The sequence below is a fragment of the Pseudomonas sp. NA-150 genome (assembly GCF_044336365.1).
GTDB lineage: Bacteria > Pseudomonadota > Gammaproteobacteria > Pseudomonadales > Pseudomonadaceae > Aquipseudomonas.
In genome coordinates this window covers 6,775,475-6,794,308 of the sequence record NZ_CP172305.1, presented here as the reverse complement: position 1 = coordinate 6,794,308, position 18,834 = coordinate 6,775,475, and the positions used below count along the sequence as shown (strand labels likewise).

General features: G+C 57.5%; 13 protein-coding genes. 7 read left to right on the top strand and 6 right to left on the bottom strand.

The features are described 5' to 3' along the window. The first annotated feature begins 8 nt into the window (after nt 1–8). From ACF0H7_RS31595 to ACF0H7_RS31575, 5 genes are all read left to right on the top strand, one after another. Entirely contained in the window at nt 9–434 is a 426-nt protein-coding gene (locus ACF0H7_RS31595; RefSeq protein ID WP_397450690.1) for a F0F1 ATP synthase subunit epsilon, read from the top strand. A 123-nt stretch (nt 435–557) separates the two neighbouring features. Further along, entirely contained in the window at nt 558–1,925 is a 1,368-nt protein-coding gene (gene glmU, locus ACF0H7_RS31590; protein WP_397450689.1) for a bifunctional UDP-N-acetylglucosamine diphosphorylase/glucosamine-1-phosphate N-acetyltransferase GlmU, read from the top strand. A 253-nt stretch (nt 1,926–2,178) separates the two neighbouring features. Further along, complete coding sequence (locus ACF0H7_RS31585; protein WP_397454096.1) at nt 2,179–2,949, top strand: DeoR/GlpR family DNA-binding transcription regulator; 771 nt, start codon at nt 2,179–2,181, stop codon at nt 2,947–2,949. A 9-nt stretch (nt 2,950–2,958) separates the two neighbouring features. Then, the gene (gene glmS, locus ACF0H7_RS31580; protein WP_397450688.1) at nt 2,959–4,794 is read left to right on the top strand and encodes a glutamine--fructose-6-phosphate transaminase (isomerizing); all 1,836 of its coding nucleotides are present in this window, start codon (nt 2,959–2,961) and stop codon (nt 4,792–4,794) included. A 932-nt stretch (nt 4,795–5,726) separates the two neighbouring features. Next, nucleotides 5,727–6,146 (top strand): hypothetical protein, encoded by a 420-nt coding sequence (locus ACF0H7_RS31575; protein WP_397450687.1) that lies wholly within the window; start codon nt 5,727–5,729, stop codon nt 6,144–6,146. Between the two features lie 6 nt (nt 6,147–6,152). Here the strand turns inward: ACF0H7_RS31575 and ACF0H7_RS31570 are convergent, their stop codons facing one another. The 5 genes from ACF0H7_RS31570 to ACF0H7_RS31550 form a co-directional block, all read right to left on the bottom strand. Beyond that, the gene (locus tag ACF0H7_RS31570; protein ID WP_397450686.1) at nt 6,153–8,039 is read right to left on the bottom strand and encodes an acyltransferase family protein; all 1,887 of its coding nucleotides are present in this window, start codon (nt 8,037–8,039) and stop codon (nt 6,153–6,155) included. A 42-nt stretch (nt 8,040–8,081) separates the two neighbouring features. Continuing rightward, complete coding sequence (locus ACF0H7_RS31565; protein ID WP_397450685.1) at nt 8,082–9,374, bottom strand: hypothetical protein; 1,293 nt, start codon at nt 9,372–9,374, stop codon at nt 8,082–8,084. 6 nt (nt 9,375–9,380) lie between these two features. After that, nucleotides 9,381–10,691, bottom strand: coding sequence for a hypothetical protein (locus tag ACF0H7_RS31560; protein ID WP_397454094.1), 1,311 nt, complete (start codon nt 10,689–10,691; stop codon nt 9,381–9,383). Nucleotides 10,692–11,168: 477 nt separating this feature from the next. After that, nucleotides 11,169–12,788, bottom strand: coding sequence for a glucan biosynthesis protein D (locus ACF0H7_RS31555; protein ID WP_397450684.1), 1,620 nt, complete (start codon nt 12,786–12,788; stop codon nt 11,169–11,171). 351 nt (nt 12,789–13,139) lie between these two features. Next, a complete protein-coding gene (locus ACF0H7_RS31550) occupies nt 13,140–13,769 on the bottom strand; it encodes a LysE family translocator (protein WP_397450683.1) in 630 nt (209 codons plus the stop codon). 143 nt (nt 13,770–13,912) lie between these two features. Between ACF0H7_RS31550 and ACF0H7_RS31545 the strand changes: the two genes are divergently transcribed. After that, nucleotides 13,913–14,386 carry an Lrp/AsnC family transcriptional regulator gene (locus tag ACF0H7_RS31545; RefSeq protein ID WP_397454093.1) on the top strand — a complete coding sequence of 158 codons (474 nt, stop codon included), beginning with the start codon at nt 13,913–13,915 and terminating at the stop codon, nt 14,384–14,386. Between the two features lie 17 nt (nt 14,387–14,403). Here the strand turns inward: ACF0H7_RS31545 and lpdA are convergent, their stop codons facing one another. After that, the gene (gene lpdA, locus ACF0H7_RS31540) at nt 14,404–15,804 is read right to left on the bottom strand and encodes a dihydrolipoyl dehydrogenase (protein WP_397450682.1); all 1,401 of its coding nucleotides are present in this window, start codon (nt 15,802–15,804) and stop codon (nt 14,404–14,406) included. Nucleotides 15,805–16,849: 1,045 nt separating this feature from the next. Here lpdA and hflK point away from each other — a divergent pair. Continuing rightward, complete coding sequence (hflK, locus tag ACF0H7_RS31535; protein WP_397450681.1) at nt 16,850–18,823, top strand: protease modulator HflK; 1,974 nt, start codon at nt 16,850–16,852, stop codon at nt 18,821–18,823. The last annotated feature ends 11 nt before the right edge of the window (nt 18,824–18,834 follow it).

Genomic DNA, 18,834 nt, shown 5'->3' with positions numbered 1-18,834 from the left:
GCAAGCAAATGGCTATGACAGTCCATTGCGATATCGTCAGCGCGGAAGGGGAAATCTTCTCCGGTCTGGTCGAGATGGTGGTTGCGCACGGGAACTTGGGTGATATTGGTATCGCTCCAGGGCACGCGCCGCTGCTCACTGATCTCAAGCCGGGTCCGATCCGCATTATCAAGCAGGGCGGGGAAGTCGAGGTGTATTACATCTCGGGTGGTTTCCTCGAGGTTCAGCCGAACATGGTCAAGGTTCTTGCCGACACCGTGCAACGTGCTGCCGACCTGGATGAAGCCTCTGCTCAGAATGCCGTCAAGGCTGCTGAGAAGGCGCTGCATGATCGAGGCGCAGATTTCGATTACGGCTCTGCTGCTGCACGTCTGGCCGAAGCGACAGCTCAGCTGCGCACCGTCCAGCAAATTCGCAAGAAATTCGGCGGCTAACCCCGTCTGCTTTCTGAGCGATTGAGTAAAAGGGTAGCCTCGGCTACCCTTTTTCTTTTTTGCTTTTCTTTTCCCAGAATCCCCTGGTCACAGTCGCTGACCACCCAGGAATGGTAGCCAGTCATGTCCCTCGATATCGTTATCCTCGCCGCCGGTCAAGGCACCCGCATGCGATCCGCATTGCCGAAGGTTCTCCATCCAGTGGCGGGAAACTCCATGCTCGGTCATGTTATCCACAGTGCCCGGCAACTTAGTCCACAGGGCATTCATGTGGTGATTGGTCATGGCGCCGATATCGTGCGCGATCGTCTGGCGGCGGATGATCTGAATTTCGTTTTGCAGGACAAACAACTGGGCACGGGCCATGCGGTAGCGCAGGCGTTGCCTGAGTTGACGGCTGACACGGTATTGATTCTCTACGGCGACGTACCGCTGATTGAAGTCGAAACCCTCCAGCGTCTGCTGAAAATCGTCAGCCCGGAGCAACTGGGTCTGCTGACAGTCAACCTTACCGACCCCACCGGTTACGGCCGCATCGTGCGTGACCAGCAGAACCGGGTCAGTGCCATCGTCGAGCACAAGGACGCAACTGAGGCGCAAAAAGCTATTACCGAAGGTAATACCGGCATTCTTGCTGTGCCTGCCAAGCGTCTTGCTGAGTGGTTGGGGCGGCTTTCAAACAATAATGCCCAAGGCGAGTACTACCTGACCGATGTGATCGCCATGGCTGTGAATGATGGCCTGGTGGTCGCTACCGAACAGCCGCTGGATGCCATGGAAGTTCAGGGCGCCAACGACCGCAAGCAGCTTGCAGAGCTGGAGCGTCATTATCAGCAACGCGAGGCTCGCCGCTTGATGGCTGCAGGCGTGACGCTGCGTGATCCCGCGCGGTTCGATGTGCGCGGCGAGGTGACTGTAGGCCGCGACGTGATGATCGATATCAACGTGATTCTCGAAGGTCGCGTGGTGATCGAGGATGACGTAGTCATTGGTCCGAACTGTGTGATCAAGAACAGTACCCTGCGCAAAGGCTCGGTGATCAAGGCCAACAGCCATATTGACGGCGCAATTCTGGGCGAGGGCAGCGATGCCGGTCCTTTCGCGCGGCTGCGTCCGGGCAGCGTGCTGGAAGCGCGTGCGCATGTGGGTAACTTTGTAGAAGTGAAGAATGCTCGCCTGGGTGAGGGTGCCAAAGTCGGTCATCTGACCTATTTGGGTGATGCTGATGTCGGAGCCCGGACCAATATTGGCGCCGGGACCATCACCTGCAACTACGACGGTGTGAATAAACACCGAACAGTACTGGGTGAGGATGTATTCATTGGTTCCAACAACTCCCTCGTTGCGCCTGTGGATATCTCTTCCGGCGCCTCGACTGCTGCGGGCTCGACCATCACCCAGAACGTTGGACCCGATCAACTGGCTGTCGGCCGTGCGCGTCAGCGCAACATCGAAAACTGGAAGCGTCCAGTAAAGATTAAAAAAGACTGAAGTTATCCACAGGCCATTCAACCACCTCTGTAGCAGTCAGGCTTGCCAGCGCAGCGTCCTTGAGATCGCTATCAGCGGCAAGCCGGACTGCTACGGGACAAGCGTCGTAAACCCGTTTTCCGACATGCTCCATTCAGCAAGCGCTGGGCAAAATATCGCGTCCAAAGTTATCCACAATGCTTTTGACACTTGACGAAATACTTCCGATAGGTTTTTATTGCCTTCGATATCTTTCGAACCGAAACTTAAAGCCATCATGTCGAAACGCAATACACCACAACGTCGCCATAACATCCTTGCCTTGCTCTCAGAGCAGGGCGACGTCAGTGTCGATGAAATGGCAAAGCGCTTTGAGACCTCGGAAGTCACTATTCGCAAGGATCTCGCTGCACTGGAGGCCGAAGGCTTGTTATTGCGTCGTTACGGCGGTGCAGTGACCATTCCTCCGGAGCTGATCGGCGATAACGGTCAGCCAGCCTCGAAGTACAAGCAAGCCATTGCGCGTGCGGCTGTCTCCCGGATCAGCGAACATGCTCGTATCATTGTCGATTGTGGCAGCACCACCGCGGCGCTGATCCCGCAACTGGGCCGTCAGCCCGGATTGGTCGTGATGACCAACTCGCTGCACGTAGCATCAGCGTTGAGCGAACTTGAACACGAGCCAGTGTTATTGATGACTGGCGGTACGTGGGACCCCCACTCCGAATCGTTTCAAGGCCGCGTCGCCGAACAGGTGTTGCGCTCGTATGACTTCGACCAGTTGTTCATTGGCGCCGACGGTATTGATCTGGAGCGTGGCACCACCACCTTCAACGAGCTTTTAGGCTTGAGCCAGGTCATGGCTGAAGTGGCGCGTGAAGTCGTGGTCATGGTCGAGGCCGATAAAGTAGGTCGCAAGATTCCCAACCTGGAACTGCCCTGGAGCAGGATCCATACCCTTATCACCGATGATCGCCTGCCCATTGCGGCTCGCGAGCAGATTCAAGCCCGCGGCATAACCCTGATTTGCGCCGCTGTTTGCTAGGAGAAAACCATGTGTGGAATCGTTGGCGCGGTTGCTGAGCGCAATATCACCGCTATCTTGATCGAAGGCCTGAAGCGCCTGGAATACCGTGGGTATGACAGTGCGGGCGTGGCTATTTTCACCAACGGGGGCAAACTGGAACGGTGCCGTCGTCCAGGCAAGGTCGCTGAACTGGATCAAGCGCTGGCTGGCGAACCTCTGATGGGCCGCCTGGGCATCGCCCACACCCGTTGGGCCACCCACGGTGCACCCTGCGAGCGCAATGCCCACCCGCACTTCTCCGCAGACGAACTGGCGGTGGTGCACAACGGCATCATTGAAAACCACGAAGAGTTGCGTATCCGTCTCAAAGGTCTGGGCTACGTTTTCACCTCCGACACTGACACTGAAGTCATCGTCCACCTGCTGCACCACAAGTTTAAGGACAGTGGTGACCTGACAGTTGCGCTCAAGGCCGCGGTCAAGGAACTGCACGGTGCCTATGGTCTGGCGGTGATCAGTGCCAAGCAACCGGATCGACTGTTGGCTGCTCGTAGTGGCAGCCCGTTGGTCATCGGTCTGGGCCTGGGTGAAAATTTCCTGGCCTCCGATCAAATGGCTCTGCGTCAGGTTACCGACCGCTTCATGTACCTGGAAGAAGGCGACATCGCCGAGATCCGTCGTGAAAGCGTGCAGATATGGGACGTGGACGGTTTGCCGGTAGAGCGTGAAGCGGTGCAGTACCACGAAGGCGCGGAAGCTGCCGACAAGGGTAAGTTCCGTCACTTCATGCTCAAGGAAATCCACGAGCAGCCTAAGGTCGTGCAACGTACCCTGGAAGGTCGTCTCGGCCAGAACCAAGTGTTGGTCCAGGCGTTTGGCCCGAAGGCGGCAGAACTGTTTGCCAAGGTGCGCAACGTGCAAATCGTCGCCTGCGGCACCAGTTTCCATGCCGGCATGGTGGCACGCTACTGGTTGGAAGAGCTCGCCGGGATTCCGTGCCAGGTGGAAGTCGCCAGTGAATACCGCTACCGCAAAGTCGTGGTGCATCCTGACACCTTGTTCGTATCGATCTCACAGTCGGGCGAAACCGCCGACACCTTGGCGGCGTTGCGCAACGCCAAAGAGCTGGGTTTCCTCGCCAGCCTGGCTATCTGCAACGTCAGCATCAGCTCCCTGGTGCGTGAGTCCGACCTGACCCTGCTGACCCAGGCCGGGCCTGAAATTGGCGTCGCATCCACCAAGGCGTTCACCACCCAACTGGTGGCCTTGTTACTGCTCACGCTGTCCCTCGGCCAAGTCAAAGGCAGCCTGGCAGAAGGCGTCGAAGCCGAACTGGTTGAAGAATTACGTCGCTTGCCAGTCCGCTTGGGTGAAGCGCTGGCCATGGACAGCATCGTGGAAAAAGTCGCCGAACTGTTCGCCGAGAAACACCACACGTTGTTCCTGGGTCGTGGCGCGCAATATCCCGTGGCGATGGAAGGCTCGTTGAAACTCAAAGAGATTTCTTATATCCACGCCGAAGCCTACCCCGCCGGCGAACTCAAGCACGGCCCACTCGCGCTTGTGGATAACGACATGCCGGTGGTGACCGTCGCGCCAAACAATGAACTGCTGGAAAAGCTTAAATCCAACCTGCAGGAAGTTCGCGCACGCGGTGGCCAACTGATCGTCTTCGCAGACGAAAACGCGGGCATGGTCAATGGCGAGGGCACCCACGTCATCTCGATGCCGCACATTCATGACACGTTGGCGCCGATCCTCTACACCTTGCCGCTGCAGTTGTTGTCCTACTACGTGGCCGTGCTCAAGGGTACGGACGTTGACCAGCCGCGGAACCTCGCGAAATCGGTGACGGTGGAATAACTTATCCACAGGTGGATAACTGAATCACAAACGCATAAAGCCCCTCATTCAGGGGCTTTCTGCGTTTTAAGCTCGGATGATTAGATTCACCAGCCGCAGGCGCAGACCCTTGATCGAGAGAGATCAAGTGGTGTGTTCCACGTGGAACACCGAACTCCGCGACGTAATGATTCAAGCATCTCGTCCATATAGCCTTTTTCCTACAGATCAAACGGACCCATCCGGTTTTCTTCGTCTTCACTGCCCCTAATACTCCGCCCTCACTCACTGATTGACTTCTCGACATCTTTTTTATCTAGAGGCGCAGATATTGCGGGCGATGCATGACCACTACATTTTCATCTAATAAACATCCCATTCTCGACCGCTCGAAGAAGATGCGGGCGACGGCCATGCGTTTGCGCTTTGGCTGTCTGGATACAGTCTGGGTGAATCAGTACACGCCGTACCGTTTTGTATGTTCGAGGGGGCATGTGGTGCTTAAGTCGCCGGTGCAGCTTCGTCAACTGGATAACCCATGCAGCGAATGCGTATTGGACAGGTTCACTGAACGTCTTAGGGCGGCAGCGAAGGCGGCAGGGGTGGAACTGGTGGAGGAGCGCTGGTTAGGGTGTCGGAGCGCTCATCGTTTCCGCTGTTCGTATGGCCATATGTGGGAGCGGCGCGGGACGCCGGCGTTGGTGTCAGCTGCGTGTCCTGAGTGTGGGCGCAAGCATCTGGATTTGGAGGTGTTGCGCTCCAGGGGGTTGCAGCGTTTGCAGGTGTCTGCCTGGCGACGAGGGGGGCGCTGTCTGACGGAGGCGTTCGGATCGATGAGTGATCGCTTCAGTTTTGTCTGTGTCCAAGGGCATGCATTTGAAGCATTGGGGACATCAGTGTTGCGCGGTAGCTGGTGTCGCAAATGCAGTGCGGCACCGCGATTGAAGCGCGGGATGGAGCGATTGCAAGAGGTGTGCGCGCGGCGCGAAGGGGTGTGTCTGACGGAAGAGTATGCCGGGTATAGCACGATGCATCGGTTTCGCTGCAAAGCCGGGCATGAGTGGGAGGCGCTGGCAGCGGCGGTGTTGCGGGGGAGTTGGTGCCGGTCGTGTCTGGAGGCGCGCAAGACGGTGGTACTGGACCTCGCAGCGGCCCAGCAACATGCGCGTTATTACGGTGGGGAGTGTGTATCAACGGAGTATGTCGAGGCGCCCGGAGACATGCAGTGGGCTTGCGGGTTTGGTCACAGCTGGTGGGCGTCGTTTGCCTCGATCAAGCGAAGTGGGCGCTGGTGTGTGCAGTGTTCAATGGGCAGTCGTTCAAGTTTGCAGAAGTGGGCGCGGCATCATCAGCGCAATGGGCTGGACAAGTGACCGGCCTCAATTCAGCTTGTCGATCTCGGGCATCACGTAGTTCTTCACGATGTAGATCGAGCCTTTTTCGCTAAGGTGGCCGGAGTCGATTTGCAGCAGTGAATTTTCGCCTTGCAGGCGGACCAGGCAGGAGTCGGCGACGCAGAGTTTGTCGATGAGCGAGACGAAGTCCACGGCGTTGTGATCGATGGAGGCCTGGATTACCCGGTCGGTGGTCATGACGCGTTGGTCGAGAGCGGCGTCGGTGATGTGGGAGTCGGTGGCGCCCCAGTGGCGGTTGGCAATGACGCTGGGCAGCGACGGATTCCATTGCGGGAGCGGACCCATCAGCACCACGTTTTTGACCCCGTAGCTCTTCAGGCGCGCGGCAATCTCGTCCCAGTGGGTTTTGTCGTGCTCGTCTTTCTGCGCGATGACCACGACGTCAGGACGCACGGCCTGAATACCTTCCAGCGCGGTTTTGTTGGAGTAGTTACAGGCCATGCGCGGAGGTGTTTTAAAGCCTGGGTCGTCGGTCAGGCTTGGTTTACAGCCGGCCGAAGCGACCTGGTAAAAGGGCGTTTCCTTGGGCAGTAAGGTTCGCAGACCAAGGGACAGTGCCTGGGCGTGGGAATCGCCCCACAGGAACACGCCGCCTTCGCCTTGTTTGTGGGTGCAGGACGGGTCGATGCCGGATTGGCCGCGTTCGGTGATCGCAGAGAACGCATCGCACTTCAGCCAGTAGGTTTCGTACAGATTGTTTTGCCGATCGGCGTAGTCCTTCACGAAGCGGGCTTTGTCCGAGATGCTGATACCGCGCAATGACGAGACCGCGCCTTCAGTCGCGTTGACCGCAGCCGCGCTGGCAAAGACCGCGACAATGAGTCCGCTGACGGTGGCGAACTTCCAGCGCCGCTGGCTCTTTTGCTCCGGGCTTTTCTCAATCAGCGCATAGGACACTTGCGCCAGAGCGAAGGAAACCACCATCCCGAGCAGCGCGTTGCGGCTGCCATTGAAGTAGCCGGCGTAGCTCATGAACACCACCACCGGCCAGTGCCACAGGTATAGCGAGTAGGACAATTTGCCGGTCCACTGTGAGAACGGGTTGTTTGTCAGCAGCGAATTCTGACGCGTAGCAACCACCACCCAAAAGGTGCCCATGACTGGCATCAAGGCCAGGTAGCCGGGCCAGACGTCTTTTTCCGAGAGCACGAAGAAGCTCAGCACCATCAGGGCGATGCCGACGGCTTCCAGCAACTGTTGTTGTGCCGCTTTGAGCCTGATCGGAAACAGGCAGGCTACGCCGCCCATCAACAACTCCCAGGCGCGCGCCGGCAGCAGATAGAACGCCGGTTCCGGAAAGTGGAAAGAGGCGTAAATGCAGAAGCCAAAGCCCAGCACGCAACCGGCGAGTACCAGCCAACGCAAGATCCGCAGCGCGATCAGCTTGCTGAGCAGCAACAGCACAATGGGGTAGATCATGTAGAACTGCCACTCTACCGAGAGTGACCAGGTGTGCAGCAGCCATTTTTCGTGGGCACCGGCAGTGAAGTAACCGGCTTCGGACCAATACACAAAGTTGGAGATAAAACCGAGGCTACCGGCGATGTGCTTGCCTAACTCTTTGTATTCGAGGGGCAGCAAGTAGAACCAGCCGAACAGCAGCAGGACGAAGCACATGGCCGCCAGCGCAGGAATAATGCGGCGCGCGCGAGATGTGTAGAAGGCGATCAGGCTAAAGGTTTTTTTCTGCAAACCACGAAAGATTATTCCGGTGATCAGGTAGCCGGAGATCACAAAAAATATATCGACGCCCGCGTACCCTCCAGGCAGCCAGGCTGGATTGAAATGGAACAGCATCACGGCAATCACCGCAATGGCGCGTAATCCGTTGATGTCTTTTCGAAAGTCCATGACGTTTCTATTCCGAATGCGAGCCGCGGGTCTGCGCACGGCTCAGCGTTTGGCCACCGCTGGTGGGGCGTTCAGGCTGATGATCTTGGGGAAGCTGGTCAGGGTGATCGACGCGGAGCATTGGTCTCCACTGCAATTCCAGAGCGTGTCACTGGTGGTCAGACCCTTGGTCGGTTGGGCGGTGTCGACCCATTGCAGTTTGCCGCTGAGCGAGGCCTTGCTGAAGACACTTTTGTCCTGTGACCGGCCAGCCGCCCATCCCACAACAATGTGCTCATCGCCCTTGTTGAAATACAGCAGATAAACGTCATTCATCATGGTGCTGGGGCCGGGATCGTAGGTGTAATCACGCACGAACGGGCTGATAGCCTTAAGTACGTTGTAGCCAGGCTTGGGTGCCATGTCGTGTTCAAGCAGCCCGAAGTTGTGCTCTTGCTCGTGTGGGTCCAGGCCATCGTTGACCAGGTCGTACCACCACATGCCTTTCACCCCCGGCAGCGTACGGGCGAGGAAAAAGGTGCGGGCCATGTAGGACGCGACTGTTTCCGGACTGTTGCCGCAATTGCCTTGATGGCTTGGCCAACTGATTTCAGTCAGGTAAATCGGAATTTGCTTACCGGCTTTTTCATTTACATGGTGAATGTAATCGCGTACCCAGATCAGCCAGCCTTCTGGCGTGTCATGGCCCATGCCGGCGCAGTGCACATAGGGGTGAATCGACAGGCCGTCAATCTGGTCGAGGATGCCCGCATTGATCAAGCGATCGGCAAACCCTTCGTTCATGCCTTCGGGGGTGACCGAGCCAGCCAGGATCTTGGCGTTGGGGTCGTTTTTGCGAATCAGTGGCGCAGCTTCTCTGACCAGGGTGGCGTAGTCGGCCGAGAGCTTGGGGTCACTCGGGCCTTCCAGATCCCATTCGTTCCAGATTTCCCAGAAGGTAGTCTTGCCCGCCAACTGGCGCGTGACGTAATCGACGTATTTGAGGTACGCGGCTTTGACGTCCGGGTTGCGCGGCTTGAGATTGCCATGAAAGTTGGTGCTGTAATCGAGGATTGTCAGGGTGCTGAGGTTCTTGCTTTGCGCCGTATTCAGGTAGGTCCGCCATTGCGGGACGATGCGCAATTGATTGCGCTCCGGCTCTGCGGTAGACCAAAACGCATCGTCCTTGACGGCGGTGATGCCCGCCTCGGACACCATTTGCAAACCGCGATTGGGCGACGTTTCGAAGTTCATCAGGTGCGTGCCAACGCCGACAATGAAGGGCTCTTTGGCATAGACAACGGTGCACAAGGCAAGGATCAGAACAGGGGCACAAATAACGCTTTTTAATGACATCTCGACTCACTCTTGTCGTTCTGACAGCCCGGAGAGTTGACCCACATCCTGTGTCGGGTTAGTGGCGGCGATGGTATTGGTCGAGCTGCAGATCACATGGCCAATGGACAAGCCCATGAACAGGTTGGAGATGGCCACCTCGAACATGTCGGTGGTCCAGCTGATCAGGCAGATGCACACGCTGATCGACAGCAACGCTAGATCCATGTGGGAGGTGCGGTCGCGCAGCAGAAAGAGCAGCGGTATTTGCAGCAGGTACAGGGCGATGCCGATCACTCCGAACGAACACCACAAGTACATTGCACTGCTGTCTGAGCCCGAAAGCAAACCGGCGCCCGGCACAGGAAACAACACCTGAGCGCTGCCAAACATGCCAAAGCCCGCGCCGGTCAAGCTCCAGCTTTGGTTGTGCATGTAGGTCACCAGGTGCGGCCAGGTGTTGACCAACCGATCGTATAGAGAAGCCAGCGAGGGATCGCCGCTGGTGATGCTGTTAGCGTCGAAGTCATGCAGCAGGCTGATGATCGGTAGCGCCATCCCGATCACCACCACGCCAGCAAACGTTATCGCGCTGGTCCAGCGCAATCGGGTGAGGGTCAGTAATGCCAGGGTAATCGCGAAGGCGGCGGCGGGCGCTTTGCTGGTGGTCAGGACGATGCTGTAGAAGCCCACGACGCAGAGTGCGCAAAACAGAACTTTCGACCGGATGAACATCAACAGGTACAGGGTGTAGATCGCAATCAGGATCGACAGCACGTTGGACACCCGGGTAAATCCGGCGATTCGGTCGTTCTCGTCATCGGCCCAGGCGGTGTTGCCCACTAACTCGGTGTTGCCCACGGTGTAGCTGTAACCTTTCCAGGGAACCGCGATGTACTTGTCGAGCAACAGGCCGATGATCGACAGCATCAAACACAGACCGATGACCCAACACAGCAGGCGCTTGCGATACAGCAGGTGATCACTGCAGACCAGGCCGAAAAACATCGGGCTGAACACGAACAAACTGAACGCAACATTGCTCGGGCTGGCGCCGTGGAGCATGGCCAGCGCCGCCGAAATCAGCAGCAGTAAAAAGCCGACCCAGACCGTGCGACTGGCTTTGATGGTCAGCAACTCCACGGCAAACAGCACCAGGCAGCCGACTTTAGGCAAGTACAACAGCGCTGAAATACCGGCTTTGTCGAAGTAGAAACGCAAAGCGCCCGCCAAGGTTTCGGTGACGATCAGGCTGATCGCAACCCAAACAATCAGCGTCGATTTGTCGAAGGACATGATCGACGGCTTTTCAGTGGAGTGAGCGGAGGCGTTCGACATCATGTGATAAGCCTCTGAAATGCTTTCGAGGCCCCTGTAGGAGCTGCCGAAAGCTGCGATTTGCCCTAAAACGCGCTGAACGTTCTGAGGCATTCGCAGCCTTCGGCAGCTCCTACAGGAGATTCAGGGTGATGAAGCATGAGTTGTAGGCAGGATGTGAAATATTCGACAAAGCTACCGCCTGTTGAACAACCACTGATGGGGTTCAAGCAAGGTTAGCGGCGTTGTTGCCAAGCGATTAACCGTATATCAGCGTCACTTGCGAGCGCTGTCAAACTAATTCGTCAATTTTTTGCTGATAAGAGGGGTTTCTAAGTATCGAGCCCGATAACTTATTGATAATTATAAGCGATGAAAAATTGACGTAATTTCTAAGTAGTGGAATAAAGCGCCGACAGACCCTGACTATGGCTCGAAAGTCTTACAGATCTGTAAATGGGCTGACGCTTTTCCAGCGCCAGCCCCGCGCCAGAGTGCTTAGGGATAGTGGCGTTTGTCAGCCGCTGGCGGGAAATACTGGTAGAGCCAGGTTTCGCTCAGGGTGCGGTCTTGGGTCCGGATGAACAAGCGGATTTCCACAGGCTCGGTGGAATCGGTTTTCGGGTACCAATCGAAGGTCACGCGATAGCCCTTGATGTCCGGGATGATCAACACGTTGAAGTCTTTCACTTCTCCGGCAGAGACCGTGACCACAGGCTCGATGGCGGTACCAGGCGGCAGTCGATCCAGACCGCCACCAATGAAGTCGACAGCAAAGCGGCGTGCCCAGACTTCCGGGTAATGTTCGCCCGGCGCCCAGCCCTCAAGGAATCCGCCCATGCCGGAACGTGTCGCGTGAACCCGAGCCAATGGGGTGCCGACCGGTGGCAAGGCACTCCAGTACAACTTGTAACCGAAGTTCAGCGACATGCCGGCGGTGACCGGGGTTTTCGGGGTCCAAAAGGCGACGATGTTGTCCAGGGTTTCACCCGTGGTAGGAATCTCCAGCAAATCGATGGAGCCCTCACCCCACTCAGTGGTCGGCTCGACCCACAGGCTCGGGCGCTGGTTGTACCAGTCCACGGTGTCCTGATAGCTGGCGAAATCGTGATCGGTTTGCACCAGCCCGAAGCCTTTGGGGTTGTTGTCGGCAAAGGCGTTGAACTGTAGCGTGGCCGGGTTGTTCAGCGGACGGCAGATCCACTCGCCGTTGCCGCGCCACATGGCCAGGCGGTCGGAGTCGTGGATTTGTGGATGAATCGTGTCGCACATTCTGCGCTCGTCGGTGCCACAGCTGAACATACTGGTCATCGCGGCGACGCCCAGTTGTTCGATATCGACACGCGCATTGATGTGCGCATCGACAGCCATCACCACTTGGTCCGCCTGGCAATCAATGTCGAAGCGATAGGCGCCGGTCGCGCTCGGTGAGTCCAGCAGGGCATAGACGACGAAGCGGGTGTTGTCCTTGGTCGGCGTTTCGAACCAGAACTTGGTGAAGTTGGGGAACTCTTCCCGCCGCTTGGCATAGGTGTCGATGGCCAGGCCGCGCGCAGAAAGTCCGTACTGGCCCGTGCTGTCCACGGAGCGGAAGTAACTGGCGCCGAGGAATGACAAGATGTCGTGGGTGGCGATTTCTGGCGCCTTGAACAGTTTGAAGCCAGCGAAGCCCAGGTCGCCCTTGAGCTGCGACTTATCCACACCGCTGCTTTCGTAGTTGAACAACTGCGGGCGAAAGTGCACTTCGCGTGACTCTTTGGTCTTGGGATCGACGCTGTACATGCGCACGGGTTGCTTGAAACCCATGCCGACGTGGAAGAACTGCACATCCAGCTGCCCTTTGATATCGCCCCACAGCGAGTGTTGCGGGTCGTACTGGATCGCATTGAATTGTTGCGGGGTCATGTTCGCCAGCGTTGGCGGCAGTATCTGGTTGGTGTCGGCGAAAGGCTTGCTGGCCAGGTCTTTGGCGTTGGCTTGCAGGGCATCGAAGTCAAAATGCTCTATCTCGCCATCTGCCGTGGCGGCCAAGGCCCTCGCGGCGAACAGTCCGGTTGCTGGCAGGCCGGTGTAGGCCGCCAGCGCGAGCGATGCTTTCAGAAGATTCCTGCGATTCATAAAGATGATGCCTCTCAGATAATTCTGTGCCGCCCTGCACATACGCGTGGGAAATGCACCGATCCAGCCTCAGGCGCACGTAACTACCCTGAACTAGATAACAAAGTCGGTTACCGGTTCGCGAAACGGGCAAAAAAATTAATATTATCTGAGAATGATGGCTTTATGCGCGGTGTCATGTGGGCCGCCGTCGCAGGCAAGCCTGCTCCGACAGGGGTTCTGCGGCAGGGACAAATCTACTGTAGGAGCTGCCGAAGGGCTGCGATCAATTGATATCGCGAAGGCCGTTCCGACCTTATCGCAGCCTTCGGCAGCTCCTACAGATTGAGGTTGAGGTCAACGCGACGCGGTTCAGGTTTGTTGCATAAACGCCAAGCGCACCGCAAAACCAATCAACAACCCACCAAACAGCCACTGCTGCACGCGCTGCGCGGCCGGGCTGCGTTCCAGCCAGCGTCCTACCCAAGCCCCGGCCATGGCGTAGCCACTGTCGAATACCAATCCCACCGCCACCAATACCACGCCGAGCAGCGCAAACTGCGTCGTTACCGGCCCCGCGTGCGGGTTGACGAATTGTGGCAACAGCACCGAGCAGAACAGCAACGCCTTGGGATTGAGCAGGTTAGTCAGCAATCCACGTTGAATCGATGCTCGCCAAGAGGTTGCCTGAGGCGTGCTGCCTGGGGTGTTCAACGAGGTCAGCGACCCCGGCATTAGCATGTGCACGCCCATCCACAGCAAATACGCCGCGCCCGCAATACGCACCACATCGAACGTCCAGGGTGCGACTTTGAATAGCGTTGCAAGGCCCATCGCAGCCAGGGCCACGTGGCAACCTCGAGCAATGGCCAGGCCCAACGCCGTTGCCAGCGCGGCGCCTCGACCCTGACGTGCGCCGGTTTGCAGCAAGAGAATCATGTCGGCGCCAGGCATCAGGAAAATCATCGCCAAGGCGAGCAGGTACAACCCTATGTCTTCCATCGTGGGTACTCGATTCGAGTGAGCGGGGAAGAAAAGTCTAAGCCTGAAGGGCAGGGTGGGTGCTTGCGTGTTTGACCCTATAAAGGCCTAGAATTGGCATGCTCTGCCATTTGTTCGTCTATGAAAGGTTCGTTATGCCAAAAATAAAACTAGATGCCTACGACCGCCGTATTTTGGCTGCCTTGCAGCGCGACGGTCGTCTGACCAATGTGCAGTTGGCGGACGAGATCGGCCTGTCGGCATCCCCCTGCCTGCGCCGGGTGCGCAATCTGGAGCAGGCAGGGGTAATTCGGGGTTATCAGGCCAGCCTCGATCCTGACGAAGTGGGGCTGGGGCTCACTGTGTTCGTGGGGATCAAAGTTGAGCGTCACCATGAAAAGGAAGCCGAGACTTTCCGTCAGGCTGTATCGGCGCTGCCGGAGGTGATTTCAGCGTTTTTGGTTTCCGGCGAGTCGGATTTTCTGCTCCACGTGGTGGTGCCGGACTTGCGCGGCTATGAGCGTTTTCTCACCGGGACGCTGTTAAAGCTGCCGGGCGTGAGTGATATCCGCAGCAATTTCGCGATTCAGACGGTCAAGGCGCAAAGCCCGCTGCCACTCAATCACTTGCCCGACTGAGTGGCAGCGGTAGCGAGTCAGGCTTGCATCGCCTTGCCGTCGACGTTCATCGCGGCCTGACGCAGGGCTTCGGAGCGGGTTGGGTGCGGGTGGCAGGTCAGGGCAATGTCCTCCGCCGAGGCGGAAAACTCCATGGCCACGCAGTACTCGGCGATCATTTCACTGACGCTTGGGCCGACCATATGCACGCCGAGGATCTCGTCGGTGCGCTCGTCTGCCAGGACCTTCACGAAGCCCTCGGTCTCGTGGTTGATCTTGGCGCGGCTGTTGGCGGTGAACGGAAACTTGCCGGCCTTATAGGCGCGGCCTTCACTTTTCAGCTGCTCTTCGGTCTTGCCGACGCTGGCCAGTTCCGGTCGGGTGTAGATAACGTTGGGGATCAAGTTGTAATTGACCTCGCCCGCTTTGCCGACGATTTGCTCTAGACACGCGATGGCTTCGTCCTCGGCCTTGTGCGCCAGCATCGGCCCGGACGTGACGTCACCAATCACCCAAATCCCCTGCACCGGGGTCCGGTGGTGTTTGTTCTCCAGCATGCCGCGCTTGTCGGTTTCGAGGCCGACGCTCTCCAGCCCAAGGCCTTTGGTATAAGGCCGACGGCCAATGCTGACCAACACGTAGTCCGCGTCGATCAGTTCTACCGCGCCCCCCGCAGCGGGTTCGACACTGAGCTGAACGCCGGTTTCTGAAGCGGTCGCTGCTGTTACTTTGGAACTGAGTTTGAAGGCGATCCCTTGTTTGCTCAGTGAGCGTTGCAGGGTTTTTCCGGCTTCCAGGTCCGTGCCGGGACAGATCCGATCCAGATATTCCACCACGGTTACCTGGCTGCCTAGCCGACGCCATACCGAACCCAGTTCCAGACCAATCACCCCGGCACCGATGACCACCAGATGCTTGGGTACTTCAGGCAGTGACAGCGCGCCGGTGGAGTCGAGAATGCGTTTGTTGTCGACCTCGACGCCCGGAAGCGGCATTGGCTCGGAACCGGTGGCGATGATGATGTCCTTGGTCAGCAGCTCGGTTTCAGTACCCTGGCTGTCAGTGACGACGACCTTTCCCGGCCCGGCAATACGCCCCCAACCCTTGATCCAGTCAGCCTTGTTCTTGCGAAACAGAAACTCAATGCCCTTGGTCAGCGCGGATACGCTTTCATCTTTCTGTTTCATCATCTGCGCGAGGTTCAGCGTCGGCGTGACCTCGATCCCGAGGTTCTTGAATTCGGCGCCGACCGCCGCTTCGTACAGCTCCGAAGCATGCAGAAGCGCCTTGGAGGGCATGCAGCCGACATTCAGACAGGTCCCGCCCAGCGTCTCGCGCCCCTCGACACACGCCACTTTCAAGCCCAACTGACCGGCACGGATCGCAGCGTTATAACCGCCAGGACCGCCACCAATGATGACAACGTCGTAGCTACTCATGTGGGTTCTCCCAGATTAAGAATCGACAGTGGGGGGAAGCGTAGACGGCCTGAGGGAAAGCACCCGGAGGTCGTAATGATTAAATTATGATCGTAATATGAGCGGGAAGACGCCTTGGGGTCAAGCCTGGATGGCAACGCAGGAGAGACATTTTCAGGTGCCGTTCAGCTAAGGTCAGCGAGACTTCGCAAAGGCATGCAAGGTGTATCGTGCAGCAAAAAAGTGATGTCGAGCGATGTTAGTTGATAGCTGGATCGCGCAAGAAAGTGGAGAAAGGATAACGAGGGTCGGAGTCGAAGTTGATACGAGGGCCTCTTATCGTGACCGAACGAGTGTCGGATTTGATATATAACGTTTGCCCGCTTTTGAAGGTAAGACGGTGAATATGTTTTCCATGTTCCTGACTGATTTCGTGGCTAACCAAATCAAGCAGATTGCTCAAGCCGAGCATCGAACCGCACTGATTTATCGTCAGACAACTTGTACTCCCGGCTTCTGCAGCATTCGCGGGAAGGCGAAAGTCCCAATGTTTGTTCATGGTGGGTTTACTCGGATGAGCGTGTTGGCAATACGCACAATCTAAACTGTAAAGGCCATAGGTGTACGAGGAAGTTGGCGATACTAAGCATTTGCTGAGCGGGCAGCAAGTCGGGTGAGTGACAAATTTGTAACTAAAGCGAAGGGTTTAAAGTAGAGAGGGGCAAGATTCAAGTTATTGATTGTAGGAATATTCTTTTTATATTGTAGGGTGTATCAATTAATAAACCGAAAATGATAACGGCATTATCATCACTACGTCGCCACACGCTGTTCGAACCGCGCGGCGCTGACAGCGCAATCGGTGAGCAAATTTATCCGCGCCCTCGACGGTTAGGCGCAAAATCCTGTGTGAGCGTGTGTGTTGGAAATATCTCAACCACAATTTCACTTCTTCTGTTATATCATAACGATTTTTCGGCCCGACCCACCGGGTTTCGGTCAGAGCGATTCAAGGGGCTTTCGATGGGCTGTGAGTCTTCACGATTGAGCAAGGTCAGGGGTTTCGATGAGGGTTGATCTGGATGGTGAAAGTGCTGGTTTAGAGGGTTTGCCACGCTTTCAAAGAGCCGCGTTCCATGCCCGTCGATTGTTACGGCTGGCGTATGGGCTGGGCGGTTTGGGGGTGGTCGGATTCGTCGTGGCGCTGTTTGTCATGCTGTTTTCGTCCACTACCTTATGGCCAGCCGTGCTGGTCAACAACATCGCTGCTCTTTGGCTGCTGGCTGCCGGGTTGCAGTCAGCCTATTGGGTAGCCCGTTGGCGTGCGCGAACCCTGGGCGCACTGCAACCGGTCGAAGCGGTGGTGGATGCGCCGGCGGTACTCAAGACAGACGACGCCGACGAAGAGCCACCCGACTGGTATGACCGTTTGATGAGCCGCATCGGTAATCGCGGTTTCGCGATGCTGTCGCAAATGGGGTTCCCGACCCTATGGCTCGGCGGTTGGGCATTGCTGTCGATGATTGCCATCGGGTTGGTATGGAATCTGAACCTCGGCGGTTCGAATCTGGGGGCGACCGGCACTGTCGCGGGGGCGATAACGCTGATTCTGGCGTTCGGGCTTTTAGTACTGGAGCGGCAACTCACTCACGAACTGACGGCCGAATGGCCTGAAGCCTCCCAGTTGGCACAATTGACTCGCGTGGTAATCGCCTGTCTGTTGCTCAGCGCCCTGTGCCTGTTCTTTTCGACCCCGGATCGAGTGTGGCCGGCCAGACTGGCGGTGCTGATAGGCGTATTACCAGGGCTGGTGGCGCTGGAGATGTTTCTGCGTGCCGTGGCGTCCCTGTTCAGCCCCCGTAACGAACGCATTGAACCGCGTCTGTTGGCCAGCAGCTTTGTCGCCGGCCTGCTGCGCTGGCCGCCGCAACCTTTGTTGGCGTTGCAGAACGAACTGCACAACCGCTTCGGCATCGATCTGCGCCAAATCTGGGCGTTTACTTACATGCGCCGGGCCTTTCTGCCCGTGTTGGCCGTGGTGGCGGGTCTCGGCTGGGTGCTCAGCGGTGTGCATGAGATTCCAATGGAAGGTCGGGGCATCTACGAGCGTTTCGGCAAACCGGTGGAAGTGTTTGGTCCCGGTTTGCATGGCGGGCTGCCATGGCCGTTCGGCCAGGTACGGGCGGTGGAAAATGGCGTAGTGCATGAACTGGCGACCAGCGTTTCCGACTCCACTGCAATCGAGCAGGTTCGCGAGCCCGCCGAAGGCCCGTCGCCGGCTAGCGCCAACCGTTTGTGGGATGCGACCCATATCAACGACAAATCCCAGGTGATCGCCAGCAGCGCGGGCGACAAGCAAAGCTTCCAGATCATCAATATGGACGTGCGTTTCGTTTATCGCATTGGTCTGAGCGATCAGGCGGCGATGGCCGCGACCTATAACAGTGCTGACGTGCCGACGCTGATTCGCAGTACGGCGAGCCGGATTCTGGTGCATGACTTTGCCACACGGACCCTCGATGAACTGCTGGGCGAACAGCGTGCTGCATTGGCGGCGGATATTGGGGAGGCCGTGCAAGCCGACCTGAAGAAGCTCGACAGCGGCGTGGAAATCCTCGCCACCGTGGTCGAGTCGATTCACCCGCCGGCCGGTGCCGCTAATGCTTATCACGCCGTGCAGGCGGCGCAAATCAGTGCTCAGGCATTGATCTCCCGAGAACGCGGTGCGGCGAGCGAGCAGACCAACCTGGCGCAGCTCAACGCCAGTGTGGCGAAAGATCAAGCGACCGCGGGTGCGCGTGAAGTCATGGCTACGGCGCAAGGCGCGGACTTGCGTTTCAGCGCCGAGCGCCAGGCCTATGAGCACGCCGGGAAAGCCTTCTTGCTGGAGCAATACCTGACTCAATTGAGCCAAGGGCTGGCCCACGCCAAGCTGCTGATTCTTGATCATCGACTGGGCGGCGAAAGCGCACCGACCATCGATTTGCGCACCTTCACGTTACCGGCAGACCCAACGGCGCCGAGTAAAGCCGTTCATTAAGGAGTCGTCCC